The sequence below is a fragment of the Paraburkholderia sp. BR10936 genome (assembly GCF_040965735.1).
GTDB lineage: Bacteria > Pseudomonadota > Gammaproteobacteria > Burkholderiales > Burkholderiaceae > Paraburkholderia > Paraburkholderia nodosa_A.
This window is the reverse complement of record NZ_JBFRCM010000016.1, coordinates 18321-31832: the sequence shown is the minus strand read 5'-3', so window position 1 is coordinate 31832 and position 13512 is coordinate 18321. Positions and strand designations below refer to the sequence as shown.

12 protein-coding genes are annotated in these 13512 nt (G+C 65.1%); 6 read left to right on the top strand and 6 right to left on the bottom strand.

Annotation, left to right across the window (positions count from 1 at the left end; all coding sequences use genetic code 11):
- Nucleotides 1-35 precede the first annotated feature (35 nt).
- The 3 genes from AB4Y36_RS28725 to AB4Y36_RS28715 all read left to right on the top strand — a co-directional run bounded on the left by AB4Y36_RS28725 (nucleotide 36) and on the right by AB4Y36_RS28715 (nucleotide 4755).
- Complete coding sequence (locus tag AB4Y36_RS28725; RefSeq protein ID WP_083245467.1) at nucleotides 36-1490, top strand: DUF2252 domain-containing protein; 1455 nt, start codon at nucleotides 36-38, stop codon at nucleotides 1488-1490.
- Between the two features lie 199 nt (nucleotides 1491-1689).
- Nucleotides 1690-2307, top strand: a complete 618-nt coding sequence (locus tag AB4Y36_RS28720; protein WP_368619044.1) for a LysE family translocator — start codon at nucleotides 1690-1692, stop codon at nucleotides 2305-2307.
- A 72-nt stretch (nucleotides 2308-2379) separates the two neighbouring features.
- On the top strand, nucleotides 2380-4755 hold the full coding sequence (locus tag AB4Y36_RS28715) for a DNA polymerase II (protein WP_368684784.1): 2376 nt from the start codon (nucleotides 2380-2382) through the stop codon (nucleotides 4753-4755).
- Nucleotides 4756-4776: 21 nt separating this feature from the next.
- Here AB4Y36_RS28715 and AB4Y36_RS28710 read toward each other — a convergent pair whose 3' ends face one another.
- On the bottom strand, nucleotides 4777-6180 hold the full coding sequence (locus AB4Y36_RS28710) for a PLP-dependent aminotransferase family protein (protein WP_368684783.1): 1404 nt from the start codon (nucleotides 6178-6180) through the stop codon (nucleotides 4777-4779).
- Between the two features lie 171 nt (nucleotides 6181-6351).
- Between AB4Y36_RS28710 and AB4Y36_RS28705 the strand changes: the two genes are divergently transcribed.
- The 3 genes from AB4Y36_RS28705 (at nucleotide 6352) to AB4Y36_RS28695 (ending at nucleotide 9267) form a co-directional block, all read left to right on the top strand.
- Nucleotides 6352-7680: an aspartate aminotransferase family protein gene (locus AB4Y36_RS28705; protein ID WP_368684782.1), complete on the top strand. Its 1329-nt coding sequence runs from the start codon at nucleotides 6352-6354 to the stop codon at nucleotides 7678-7680.
- A 226-nt stretch (nucleotides 7681-7906) separates the two neighbouring features.
- Nucleotides 7907-8155 (top strand): hypothetical protein, encoded by a 249-nt coding sequence (locus tag AB4Y36_RS28700; RefSeq protein WP_069267122.1) that lies wholly within the window; start codon nucleotides 7907-7909, stop codon nucleotides 8153-8155.
- A gap of 44 nt (nucleotides 8156-8199) precedes the next feature.
- Nucleotides 8200-9267, top strand: coding sequence for an NAD(P)/FAD-dependent oxidoreductase (locus tag AB4Y36_RS28695; protein ID WP_368684781.1), 1068 nt, complete (start codon nucleotides 8200-8202; stop codon nucleotides 9265-9267).
- A gap of 37 nt (nucleotides 9268-9304) precedes the next feature.
- Here AB4Y36_RS28695 and pcaC read toward each other — a convergent pair whose 3' ends face one another.
- The 5 genes from pcaC to AB4Y36_RS28670 all read right to left on the bottom strand — a co-directional run bounded on the left by pcaC (nucleotide 9305) and on the right by AB4Y36_RS28670 (nucleotide 13393).
- Nucleotides 9305-9694 (bottom strand): 4-carboxymuconolactone decarboxylase, encoded by a 390-nt coding sequence (gene pcaC, locus AB4Y36_RS28690; protein WP_069267124.1) that lies wholly within the window; start codon nucleotides 9692-9694, stop codon nucleotides 9305-9307.
- On the bottom strand, nucleotides 9694-10482 hold the full coding sequence (gene pcaD / locus AB4Y36_RS28685) for a 3-oxoadipate enol-lactonase (protein WP_368684780.1): 789 nt from the start codon (nucleotides 10480-10482) through the stop codon (nucleotides 9694-9696). Before pcaD ends, pcaC begins: the two co-directional genes overlap by 1 nt.
- A gap of 44 nt (nucleotides 10483-10526) precedes the next feature.
- Complete coding sequence (locus AB4Y36_RS28680; protein ID WP_368684779.1) at nucleotides 10527-11879, bottom strand: 3-carboxy-cis,cis-muconate cycloisomerase; 1353 nt, start codon at nucleotides 11877-11879, stop codon at nucleotides 10527-10529.
- A gap of 129 nt (nucleotides 11880-12008) precedes the next feature.
- Nucleotides 12009-12668, bottom strand: coding sequence for a 3-oxoacid CoA-transferase subunit B (locus AB4Y36_RS28675; protein WP_042260188.1), 660 nt, complete (start codon nucleotides 12666-12668; stop codon nucleotides 12009-12011).
- Between the two features lie 17 nt (nucleotides 12669-12685).
- Nucleotides 12686-13393, bottom strand: coding sequence for a 3-oxoacid CoA-transferase subunit A (locus tag AB4Y36_RS28670; RefSeq protein ID WP_368684778.1), 708 nt, complete (start codon nucleotides 13391-13393; stop codon nucleotides 12686-12688).
- Between the last annotated feature and the right edge of the window lie 119 nt (nucleotides 13394-13512).

Genomic DNA, 13512 nt, shown 5'->3' with positions numbered 1-13512 from the left:
CCGATCCGGCCTTGAATCGAAAAAAGGAGTGCTGCGTGCCCGATCCCGCTAACACAAAGCGCGCCGCCCCCGGCGCAGTCCTCGCTGACCCGGCTACGCCGACGGTGCAGGAAGACCCGTCCACACTCTTTGCGGGGCGTGGCTCGCTGGCCGATCGCGTCAGACGGGGCAAGACGGCTCGCAAGGAAGTGCCGCGCGAGAAGCTCGCCGAATGCCGGATTGCAGATCGCGATCCCATCGCACTCCTCGACGCTTCCAATGTGGGGCGGGTAGTCGAACTGATACCCATCCGTTATGGACGGATGGTCGCGAGTCCGTTCGCGTTCTATCGCGGTGCGGCGCCGCTCATGGCGCACGATCTGTCGACGCTGCCGCATTCCAACGTGATCGTGCAACTGGGTGGCGATGCGCACCTGGCCAACTTCGGTCTGTTCGCGAGCCCCGAGCGGCGCGTTCTGTTCGGCCCCAACGACTTCGACGAGACGCTGCCTGGACCATTCGACTGGGACGTACGCAGACTCGCGACATCGTTCGTGATCGCTGCGCGCGAGCGCGGATTTACCTTGCGTGACCAGCAACGCATCGTGCGCCGGTTGTGCGCAACCTTCCGCCAACGGCTCGCCGACTTCAGCCGCATGGACACGCTCGACGTCTGGTACTGCCAGTTCAAGGCGGCGAGCATGCTGGCCATTGCCGATTCCGTCGAAGAAAGGAACAAGGAACTGGCCGTCATCGAAAAGGCAAGACAACAGTCGTCGCGTACCGTGCTGACTCATGCAACCGAGGTGATCAACGGCAAGCTGCGGATCAAGGATGTCCCGCCCCTCGTGTATCACGTACCGCTGGAGAGCGCGAGTGACAGCAAGCAGTACAACGCGATGGTACGGCGCTTCTTCGCCGACTACCGGCTGACGCTTCCCGACGACAGGCGCGCACTCTTCGACCGATATGAACTGGTGGATGTCGCCATTCGTGTGGTGGGCATCGGCTCGGTCGGAACGCGTTGCTATGAGGCGCTTTTCATGGCCGACGGCGATTGCCCGCTTTTCCTTCAACTCAAGGAGGCGCGCGCTTCCGTGCTGGAGGGCTATCTGCCGCCGAGCCGCTACCCCAACCATGGTCAACGTGTGGTCAACGGGCAGCGTCTGCTGCAGTCCGCCAGTGACATCTTCCTCGGATGGTCGAAGATGCGCCACACCGGCAACGACTTCTACGTGAGGCAATTGCGCGACATGAAGGGCGCCTTCGACTTCACGACCTTCGACGTCGAAGATCTCGGCGAGTATGCGGTTTCCTGCGCCCACGCGTTGGCCCATTCGATGGCAAAGGCAGGCGATCCCGCGTTGCTCAGCGGATATGCGGGCAAGTCAGCGGTATTCGACGAAGCCATCGTGCGATTCTCGCTCGCCTACGCAGAACAAAATGAGCGGGACTGGGCGGTTTTGAAAGCGGCAGTCAAGGCGGGACGCATTCAGGTCATTCGTCAATAGGATTCGAGCGCCGTTCAGTCCGGAGCGGTGACGCGCGCCGCTGATGCCCTGCGCGCCGGTTCCGTAGCCGCCACTCAGCCCTTCATGCCCCCAATCCGTACCGTTGAGCGTCTCCACAACTGTACCGGTACTGTACCGCGAACTGTCGATAAACTGGGTTCCGTCGAATCTGTCTTCTCTTTCCGGAGCCCCTCGCATCATGCTGCCCGAAATGCTCAGTGCGCTGCCCGCCGGCATGCTTTTCGTCGTGGTCACGACCATCACGCCCGGCCCCAATAACACCATGTTGCTCGCTTCCGGCGTCAACTTCGGTTTTCGTCGCACGCTGCCGCACATTCTCGGCATCAGCGCGGGCGTGGTCGTGCTCATGCTCTCGGTGGGCTTCGGGCTTGGTCAGGTGTTCAGGCACATCCCGTCGCTCTATACCGTGCTGGAGGTCGCGAGCATTGCGTACCTGCTGTATCTGGCGTGGAAAATCGGCACCTCGGGCGACATCAAGGTGAAGAGCGGCGAACACCGTCCCATGCGCTTTCACGAAGCCATCGCGTTCCAGTGGGTGAATCCCAAGGCGTGGATGATGGTGCTCACGGCCGCCACCACGATCCGCCTTTCCACGAACTTCGGCACCAACACGATGGCGATGGCCTTCCTGTTCTATGTGATTGGTCTGCCCTGCATCTGCATCTGGGCCGCGTTCGGCACCAGCATGCGGCGTTTTCTGTCGAATCCGCGACGACTGCGCGCCTTCAATGTCTTCATGGCACTTTCGCTGCTCGTCTCGCTGTATCCGATGTTTGCGCATTTGCTTCAACATTAAGACGACCCGCCGCCCTTCACCCGTTCAAACGCTACAATCGCAAGCGGGAAACATGGGCGGCGGAGTCACACTTTGTCTGAGTTTGAAGCGGGTTTTATTCTCACCCGCCATTGGCGCGATACGGGCGAACACACCGAGGTCGACTTCTGGCTCGCGACCGACGCGGGGCCGCGCCAGCTGCGCCTGCGCCCCCAGCCCTCTGTCGCGTTCGTGCCGGCCGCCCAGGAAGCCGCGGCCCGCGCCGCGCTGAAGGGCGACGCACGCGCCGAGCTACGCCCGCTCAATTTGTGCGACTTCCAGCGCCGCCCGGTGCTGGGGCTCTATTCCCCGCAATATCGCGCCCTGGCCGGGCACGCAAAGCGCCTCGCCAAAGCGGGCGTCGACGTCTACGAAGCCGATATCCAGCCGCCGGAGCGCTACATGATGGAGCGCTTCATCACGGCGCCCGTGCTGTTTCGCGGCGATGCGGGCAGCCCGCAAGAAAGCGGCGTGCTGCTCGAAGGCGAGATGAAACCCGCCAACGGCTATCGCCCGCAGTTGAAACTGGTGTCGCTCGACATCGAAACGAGCGCCCAGGGCGAGCTTTATTCGATCGCGCTCGAAGGCTGCGGACAGCGCCAGGTCTATATGCTCGGCCCCGCAAATGGCGATGCGAGCCCGATCGACTTCGACTTCGAATACTGCGAAAGCCGCGCGCAGATGCTCGAACGCCTCAACGCATGGATGGCGCAGCACGATCCCGACGCAATCATCGGCTGGAATCTCGTGCAGTTCGATCTGCGCGTGTTGCACGCGCACGCCCAGCAAACCGGCGTGCCGCTGCGTCTTGGGCGCGGCGGCGAAGTCATGGAGTGGCGCGAACACGGCATGCGCGAGAATCACTTCTTCGCGGGCGCCGCGGGGCGCCTCATCATCGACGGCATCGAGGCGCTGCGCTCGGCCACCTGGAGCTTCCCGTCGTTCAGCCTCGAATACGTCTCGCAGGCGCTGCTCGGCGAGGGCAAGTCGATCGACAATCCGTATCAGCGCATGGACGAGATCCAGCGCCGTTTCGACGAAGACAAACCCGCGCTGGCCATCTACAACCTCAAGGACTGCGAGTTGGTCACGCGCGTCTTCGAGAAAACCGAGCTGATGGCGTTTCTGCTCGAACGCGCGTCCGTCACAGGGCTCCCGGTGGATCGCAGCGGCGGTTCGGTCGCCGCGTTCACGCATCTGTATCTGCCGAAAATGCATCGGCTCGGCTACGTCGCGCCGAATCTCGGCGACGTGGTGGGCGAAAACAGCCCCGGCGGCTTCGTCATGGACTCGCGCCCCGGCATCTACGATTCGGTGCTCGTGCTCGATTACAAGAGCCTCTACCCCTCGATCATCCGCACCTTCCTGATCGATCCCGTCGGGCTGATCGAAGGTCTGAACGATCCCAGCGACGAAGCGTCCGTGCCCGGCTTTCTCGGCGCGCGCTTCTCGCGCGAGAAGCACTGTCTGCCCGAAATCGTGCGCCAGGTGTGGGAGGGCCGCGAACATGCGAAGCGGCAGCACAATGCCCCGCTTTCGCAGGCGCTCAAGATCATCATGAACGCGTTTTACGGCGTGCTCGGATCGACCGGTTGCCGCTTTTTCGATCCGCGCCTCGCCTCTTCGATCACGATGCGCGGGCACGAGATCATGCGCAGAACCCGTCAGCTGATCGAGGCGCAAGGCTACGACGTGATCTACGGCGACACCGACTCGACCTTCGTCTGGCTCAAGCACGCGCACAGCGAAGCCGACGCCACGCGCACCGGCAAGCAGCTCGTCGAGCACGTCAACGCCTGGTGGAAGGCCGAACTGCAGGAACGCTTCGGTCTCCAAAGCGCTCTGGAACTGCAGTTCGAGCGCCACTATTCGCGCTTTCTCATGCCCACGGTGCGCGGCGCGGAAGAAGGCAGCAAGAAGCGCTACGCCGGCCTCACACTCGCGAAGAACGGCGGCGAAGAAGTCGTGTTCAAGGGCCTCGAAACCGTGCGCACCGACTGGACGCCGCTCGCGCAGGAATTCCAGCGCGAACTTTACCGGCGCATTTTCCAGCGCGAGCCCTACGTGGATTACATCCGCGACTATGTGCGGCGCACGCTCAACGGCGAGTTGGACGATCAGCTCGTCTACCGCAAGCGCCTGCGGCGGCCGCTCGTCGAGTACCAGCGCAACGTGCCGCCGCACGTGCGGGCAGCCCGCGTCGCGGACGAGTTCAATCGCGCGAAAGGCCGTCCGCTCCAGTATCAGAACGGCGGCTGGATCAGCTACGTGATGACGACGGCCGGTCCCGAGCCGCTCGAAACGCTGAGCTCGCCGCTCGACTACGCGTTCTATGTGAGCCGCCAGCTACAGCCGGTTGCGGACGCGATTCTGCCTTTCCTGCGCGAGGATTTCGATACGTTGATGTCGGGGCAGCAGAGTCTGTTTTAAGCGTGCGCCGTCGCGCGCGCCTTAGCGCGCGCGCTCGATGAACCGCCACAACGCATCGTCCGTCGAATATGGCGCGTTGAAGCGAAACCACGCGCTCGGTTCGTCGTCGGGCCTGAAATACGAGCCAGGCGCGAGCCAGATGCCGTCGCGCAACGCCGCCGTGGCGATCGCGCCGGCCCGTTCGGGTTCGATGGCAAGGCGCGCCCACACGAACAGCCCCGCGCGCGGCCGGTGGAATATCTCGAGGCCCAGCGCATCGAGCCGCTCCTCCACGCAGGCATGCGCGGCCTTCAGCCGTTCGTTCACGAGTTCGACGTGGCGCGCGTGGCGTCCTTCGAGCAAGACCTTGTCGACCATGCGCTCGATGGTCGCCGACGAGGTGAGCCCCACTGCCATCTTCGCGCGCGCCAGTTCGCGCAGCACATCGCGCTCGGCGACCACATAGCCGCAACGCAGCGAAGGCGTGACCGTCTTCGAAAAGCCGCTCACGTACAGCACGCGCTGCAAGCCTTCCATCGCCGCAAGCAACGGCGCGCCTGGCGGCGCAAGCTCGCGGCTCACATCGTCCTCCACGACCCACATGCGCTGGCGCTCGGCGATCTGCAGCAAGCGGAAGGCGTTCGACATCGCATACGTCGCGCCGGTGGGATTCTGCAGCGTCGTGTTCACGAAGATCGCCTTCGGCTGGTGCGCCGCCACCTGGCGCTCGAGCGCCTCGATGTCGAGCCCTGCCGGCGTACGCGGCACGCCATGCACCGTGAGCCCCGCGAGCTTGAGAATCTGCAGCAGATTGCAGTAGCCGGGGTCTTCTACGAGCACCGTGTCGCCGGGCCGCAGCAGCGTACGCACGATAAGGTCGAGCCCCTGCGTCGCGCCCTGCGTGAGCAGGACGTTCGACACCTCGACAGGCAGCCCCTGACGATCGAGCTGCGCCGCGATGCGCTCGCGCAGCGGCGCGTAACCGTACGGGTGCCCGTAGTCGCCAAGACGCACGGCCGGCACCCGGCTCATGGCGCGCAAGGCGTGCTGCAGGCCGCTTTCGTTGATCCACTCGCCCGGCACCCAGCCGCAGCCCGCCTTGATCGGCACCGAATGATCGGCGAACACGTCGGAGAGCAGCCAGGTCGCCGTCAGCGTGGGCGGCTGCCAGCCCGCCGCGCTCGCCCGCGCCGACTCGCTGCGGGGCGCCACGCGGTAGCCCGAGCCGCGCCGCGCGACGACGAAGCCCATCGAAACGAGACGGTTGTACGCCTCGGTCACTGTATAGGTCGATAGTTCGTGCGATTGCGCGAGCTGGCGCACCGAGGGCAGGAGCGCCCCGGCGCGCAGCGTTTGCGCTTCGATCGCGCGCGCGAAGCCCTGCACGAGCTGCTCGACAAGCGTCGTCGTGACGCCGCGGCCGCGCTCAAGTTCGAGTTCGATCATCGGGAAAGCAAGCGTATAGTGCGAGGGAAAACCCGTACGATTCCCGGTGCCGACCAATACAGTTGGCGAGAATTGTCCAGCACGGTTTGCAGATCAGTATAGAGACTGTCTATGCCGTCGTTCAAGCCTCGGCGCTACAGTTGAGCCAAACCTACCTGAGGAGAAGCACGCATGACTTCGCGCCCCGTCATCGACGATCTCTCGTCGTTCTGGATGCCCTTCACCGCCAATCGCCAGTTCAAGGCCGCGCCGCGCCTGCTCGAATCGGCCAAGGGCATGTACTACCGCACGACCGATGGCCGCGAAGTGCTGGACGGCAGCGCGGGCCTCTGGTGTGTGAACGCGGGCCATGCGCGTGAGGAAATCGTCGCGGCCATCGCCCAGCAGGCCGCTACGCTCGACTTCGCCCCCACGTTCCAGATGGGCCACCCGCTCGCGTTCGAAGCGGCCCAGAAAATCGCCGAAATCATGCCGGCCGGCCTCGACCGTGTGTTCTTCACGAACTCCGGCTCCGAGTCGGTCGACACCGCACTGAAGATCGCGCTCGCCTACCATCGCGCACGCGGCGAAGGCCAGCGCACCAAGCTGATCGGCCGTGAGCGCGGCTATCACGGCGTGGGCTTCGGCGGCATTTCGGTGGGCGGCATCGGGCCGAATCGCAAGGCGTTCTCGGGCCAGCTGCTGCCCGCCGTCGATCATCTGCCGCACACGCACAATCTCGAGCACAACGCGTTCTCGAAGGGCCAGCCGGCCTGGGGCGCCCATCTCGCGGAAGACCTCGAGCGCATCGTCTCGCTGCACGACGCCTCGACCATCGCCGCCGTGATCGTCGAACCCGTGGCAGGCTCGACGGGCGTGCTGATTCCGCCGCAAGGCTATCTGCAGCGTCTGCGCGAGATTTGCACGAAGCACGGCATCCTGCTGATTTTCGACGAAGTCATCACGGGCTTCGGGCGCCTCGGCAAGGCCACGGCCAGCGAGTATTTCGGCGTGACGCCGGACATCATCACCATGGCCAAGGCGATCAACAACGCCGCCGTGCCGATGGGCGGCGTGGCCGCGAGCCGCGCGGTTCACGACACGATCGTGAATAGCGGCGCGCAGGGCGCAATCGAGCTGTTCCACGGCTACACCTATTCGGCGCACCCGCTCGCCGCCGCCGCCGCGATCGCGACGCAGGATCTGTATCGCCGCGAGGGCCTGTTCGAGCGCGCCGACGCGCTCGCGCCGAAGTTCGAGGCCGCCGCGCATGCGCTGCGCGGCGAGAAGCACGTGAAAGACGTGCGCAATCTTGGCCTCGTTGCCGGCGTCGAACTGGACTCGCGCGACGGCGCACCTGGCGCGCGCGCTTACGAGGTTTTCGTGAAGTGCTTCGAGGCGGGCGTGCTGATCCGCTTCACGGGCGACATCCTGGCGTTCTCGCCGCCGCTCATCGTGACCGAAGAGGAAATCGCACGCCTGTTCGGCACGGTGCGCGACGTGCTCGCCACGGTGCAGTAACGCGCGAGGCGCGAGCTAACGGCTTACGCGCGCCTGCTTTCATTTGGTAATCCGCCGCAAGGGCGGCCCGGGCTCGGGCCGCCCTTTCTTGTTCCGGCCGTCGGCGCGCCAGGACCCGGTTCAAGCACAGCGCGCGCCATCGGCGTATCGTTGCCCTATCCGCCATAAGAAACGCGATTGCGGCGAGCGCGCATCGACCGACGTGCGCTGGCCAGGAGGGAATCTCATGAAGATGCCAGTCCGCATCGGCACGCATATCGAGGGCGTCCACTGGATCGCCGAGTATATGGAAGCGACCCATCAAATCCGTGTGTTCCGTGACGGCCGCGTGGTCGACACGATCCCCGCGCCCGCGGCCATGTTCGGCGAAGAGCGCGACGCGGGTTCGGCCAGCGACGCAGCGAGCCGCGCCGAGGAAGCCGCGCTGCTCGCCTGCCTGCGTCGCTACGTAGCCGACGTGCAGCCAGAAGAATAGGACTCTTGATCATTGTCCCTGCCTCTTGCAAGGAGAGCTCGCCGATGAACGATCGCAACGATCGCATCCCGCCGCAGCTTATCGAAACCGATGCGCTCATCATCGGCGCCGGGCCGGTGGGACTCTTCCAGGTATTCGAACTGGGCCTGATGGAAATCCACGCGCACGTGGTCGACTCGCTGCCGGTGGTGGGCGGCCAGTGTGCCGAGCTATACCCCGACAAGCCGATCTACGACATTCCGGCGGTGCTGATGTGCACCGGCCAACAGCTCGTCGATGCGCTAATGCAGCAGATCGAGCCCTTTGGCGCGACGTTCCATCTTGGCCAGGAAGTGCAGATCGTCGAGCCGCGCGCCGACGGCCGCTTTTTCGTGCAGACGAGCAAGGGCACGCAGTTTCTGGCGAAGACGGTGTTCATCGCGGCGGGCGTGGGCTCGTTTCAGCCGCGCACGCTCAAGCTGAGCGGCATCGAGCGCTACCGCGACACGCAGCTGTTCTACCGCGTGCGCGATCTCGAACCCTTTCGCGACAAGGACGTCGTGGTGTGTGGCGGCGGGGATTCGGCGCTCGACTGGGCGCTGCAGCTCGTGGACGTCGCGCAGAGCGTGATTCTGCTGCACCGGCGCGAGGGCTATCGCGCCGCGCCGGCAACCGTCGCGAAGATGCACGCGCTATGCGAGGAATGGCGCATGCAGTCCATCGTCGGCCAGCTGACCGGCTTCGACGACGAAGGCGGCAAGCTCAAACGCATCAAGGTGACGGGCGGCGACGGCGTCACGCGCTCGCTGGATCTCGACTACCTGCTCGTGTTCTACGGCTTGTCGCCGCAACTCGGGCCGATCGCGCAATGGGGCCTCGAGATCGAGCGCAAGCAGTTGCCCGTGGATACGGCGCGCTTCGAGACGAGCGTGCCGGGCATCTTTGCCGTCGGCGATATCAATACTTATCCGGGCAAGAAGAAGCTGATTCTCTCCGGCTTTCACGAAGCCGCGCTCGCTGCGTTCGGCGCGGCGCATCACGTGTTTCCCGAGAAGAAAATCCATCTGCAGTACACGACGACCAGCACGCGCCTGCACAAGGTGCTCGGCGTGGAGTCGCCGGTATTCGACTGAACGCGGGGCGCATGCCCCGCGCGTTGTTACCACACGATCAGCCCTGCTCGGCGTCCTGCTCGCGGAAGATGCGGTCGGCGAGATGGAACGCCGAGTTCGCCGCCGGCACGCCGCAGTAAATCGCTGTCTGCAGCAGCACTTCCTTGATCTCGTCGCGCGTGACGCCGTTGTTGCGCGCGGCGCGCAGATGCAGCGCGAGTTCTTCGCTGCGGTTGAGCGCGACCATCATCGCGATCGTCAGCAGGCTGCGCGTGTGGCGCGGCAAGCCATCGCGCGTCCAGATCTCGCCCCACGCGTAGCGCGAAATGAAGTTCTGGAATTCCTCGGTCACTTCGGTGCGGTTGGCGAGCGAGCGATCGACGTGCGCGTCGCCCAGCACCGCGCGGCGCACCTTCATGCCGGCTTCGTAGCGGTCTTCGTCGTTCATCACGCCCCCAGCAGGAAATCGACCACGATCTTGTTGTACTCGTCCGCCAGCTCGACGTTCGAGATGTGCGCGGCGTTCAGCTCGACATAGCGCGCGCCCGGCACCGATTCGGCCAGCTCGCGCCCTTGGGCGGGCGTCGCGGCCAGATCGTGCGTACCCGAGATCACGAGCGTGCGCGCCTTGATAGACGGCGCCTCGCCGCGCAGATCGGCGGCGTTGATCGCTTCGCAGTTCGAAGCATAGCCGTCCTTGTCCGTATGCACGAACACGTCGCGAACCTGCGACATCACGAGTGCATTGTTGGCGATGAATTCGGGCGTGTACCAGCGCGGGAGCACCGCTTCGGCGAGCGCGAGCATGCCTTCGCTGCGAGCCTTCGCCGCACGCGGCACCCACACCTCCGGCGAGCCGATCTTTGCGGCCGTATTGCACAGCACGAGACGATCGATGCGGTTGGCGTAACGCGCGCCGAGGCCGACGCCGGTCAGGCCGCCCATCGAAACGCCCGCGAAATGCGCGCGTTCGATGCCGAGCTGGTCCATCAGGCCGATCACGTCGCCGGTCAGTTGCTCGATGGTGTACGGGCCCAGCGGCGCCGCCGAGTGGCCGTGGCCGCGCGTGTCGTAGCGCAGCACGCGGAAATGCTTCGTGAGTTCGACGATCTGCGGCGTCCACATCGACACGTCGCTACCGAGCGAATTCGACAGAACCACCCATGGCGCCGAATGGTTCTCCGCACCGTCGATGCGGTAGAACAAATGCGTGTCGTTGACGGCTGCGTAAGGCATGCGTGTTACTCCTCGTGTGTCTTCTGTAATCAATGGGGCGTGCGTTACTTTGCTTTCGCTTCATACGACGCGAGCACCGCGTCGACGAATGCGTGGGCCTGGCCCACGTAGTTGGCCGGATCGAGCAGCGCCTCGAGGCGCGCTTCGTCCAGGTGCCTCGTGACGGCGGGATCCGCCGCGAGGACTTCGTACAGCGTACGGCCGCTTTGCACCGCGGATTTCGATGCGTGCTCAACGAGATGATGCGCGTCCAGGCGCCCGATCTGGTCGCCAAGCGCGAGCATCACGGCCTCGCCGAGAATGAGTCCGTGCGTGATGTCGAGATTCGCCGCGAGCCGTTCGGGCCGCACTTCGAGTCCGGCCGTGATTTGCTCGATCTGCGCGAGCGCGCCGCCGGCGAGGCGCGCGAGATCGGGTAGCGCATCCCACTCGGCTTGCCAGCCGCCGAGCGCGCGCTCGTGTTCCTGAACCATGCCGGCGAACACCGTCGCGACGAGGCCCGGCGCGCGTGCGGCAGCCGTCAGGACAGCTGCGCAACCCACGGGATTGCGCTTGTGCGGCATGGTCGAGGAACCGCCCTTGCCTGCCGCCGCCGGTTCACCCAGTTCGCCGACTTCGGTCTGCATCTGCAAGGAGATGTCGCGCGCGATCTTGCCGAGCGTGCCGATGAGCATGCCGAAGAACGATGCGGCTTCGGCAATGCGGTCGCGCTGCGTGTGCCACGGCAACGCAGGCAGCGCGAGAACGAGTTCTTGCGCGAGCGCGGCGCTCACCGCCGGGGCGGCGTCGCGCAGGCTCGCGAGCGTACCGGCCGCGCCGCCGAACTGCAGCACGAGCGAGCGCTCGCGCAGCACGACGAGGCGTTCGCGATGGCGCAGCACCGCGTCGAGCCATTGCGCGAACTTCAATCCGAGCGTGATGGGCAGCGCCTGCTGCAGCCACGTGCGCCCGACCGCAGGCGTCGCGCGATGCGTGCGCGCGAGGTCCGCCAGCGTCGCGCAGAGCGCGTCGATGCCGCGCTCGATCAACGCGAGCGCATCGCGCAACTGCAGCACCGTTGCCGTGTCGATGATGTCCTGGCTCGTGGCGCCCCAGTGCACGTACTTGGCAGCTTCGGGGTCGGCGGACTTCACGCGCGCCGTGAGCTGCTTGACGAGCGGGATCGCCAGGTTGCCGCCCAGCGCGGCGTCGCGCGCGAGCGCCGGGGCGTCGAGCTGATCCGCCGCGCAGGCCGCGACGATCGCGGCCACGGCCGAGTGCGGAATTACGCCATGCGCCGCCGAGGCGCGCGCGAGCGCCGCTTCGACGTCCAGCATGCGTTGCAGCGTGGCATCGGGAGACCAGACCGCGTTCATCGGTTCGGTCCCGCAGATCAGGCTCGTGAGGCGTTCAATCATGGAGTGTGGCGCGCGGAAAAAAGCAGGCGTTCAGATACAGCCGGAACGAAGCGGGCGCGGCAACCGTCGACGAATGCCGAGGGTTGCCGCGCCACTCACGTGCGAACGATGCGCACGTCTACAGACAGTTTACGCTGCGCGACGGTTTTGCGTCGCGTCGATCAGCGGCACGCCGGCGAGCTTCTGCAGCGCGTCGAAATCGATGTCCGAATAGATCTCGCGTACCGCGAGGCCTTCGGGCGTGACATCGAACGCGGCGAGGTCGGTATAGATGCGGCCCACGCAGCCCACGCCCGTGACCGGGTACGAGCATTCGCTCACGAGCTTGCTTTCGCCCTGCTTGGTGAGCAGTTCCATCATCACGAATACCTGCTTGGCGCCGAGTGCGAGGTCCATCGCGCCGCCCACGGCCGGAATCGCGTCGGGCGCGCCGGTGTGCCAGTTCGCGAGGTCGCCGTTCACCGACACCTGGAACGCGCCGAGCACGCAGTAGTCGAGGTGTCCGCCGCGCATCATCGCGAACGAGTCGGCGTGGTGGAAAAACGCGCCGCCGGTGAGCAGCGTGACGTGCTGCTTGCCCGCGTTGATGAGTTCGTCGTCTTCCTCGCCGGGCGCGGGCGCCGGGCCCATGCCAAGCAGGCCGTTCTCGCTGTGCAGAAAAATTTCCTTGCTCGGATCGAGGTGGTTGGCCACCAGCGTCGGAACGCCGATGCCGAGATTCACATACGCGCCTTCGGGAATGTCCGCGGCCACGCGCTTGGCCATTTCGTCGCGATTCAGTCGTTTCATTGCCTCTCTCCGTTCCTTCAGGCTGCCTGGCCGCTTTGGTCGGCGTGCGCTTGATGCGCCGCTTGCGGCACTGCCACGACGCGTTGCACGAAAATGCCGGGCGTCACGATGTTTTCCGGATCGAGCTGACCGAGTTCGACGACCTCCGAAACCTGCGCGACAGCGACCTTCGCCGCGCTTGCCATGATCGGGCCGAAGTTGCGCGCCGTCTTGCGATAGACGAGGTTGCCCCAGCGATCGCCCTTGTACGCCTTGATGAGCGCGAAGTCGGCGTGCAGCGGCGCTTCGAGCACATAGTGACGACCGTCGATCAGGCGCGTTTCCTTGCCTTCGGCCAGCTTCGTGCCGTAGCCCGTGGGCGTGAAGAAGCCGCCAATGCCGGCGCCGGCGGCGCGGATGCGCTCGGCCAGATTGCCTTGCGGCACGAGTTCGAGTTCGATTTCACCGGCGCGATAGAGCGCGTCGAACACATACGAGTCGGTCTGGCGCGGGAACGAGCAGATGATCTTGCGCACACGCTTCGCCTTGAGCAGCGCGGCCAGGCCGATGTCGCCGTTGCCTGCGTTGTTGTTGACGATGGTGAGGTCGCGCGCGCCCTGCTCGATGAGCGCGTCGATCAGTTCGGCGGGCATACCGGCCGTGCCGAAGCCGCCGATCATCACCGTGGCGCCGTCATGCACATCGGCCACGGGGGCTTGAAGCGAGTCGAAAATCTTGTTGATCATGCCTGTTCCTGAAAGCGATGCGCATCGCGGAAGGTCCACGTCACTCGATCGCGAAAGAGTTCTATATACGAACACTGATTCGTTTAGCGAACGTCCAGCGCATTATCGGAGTGGATTCA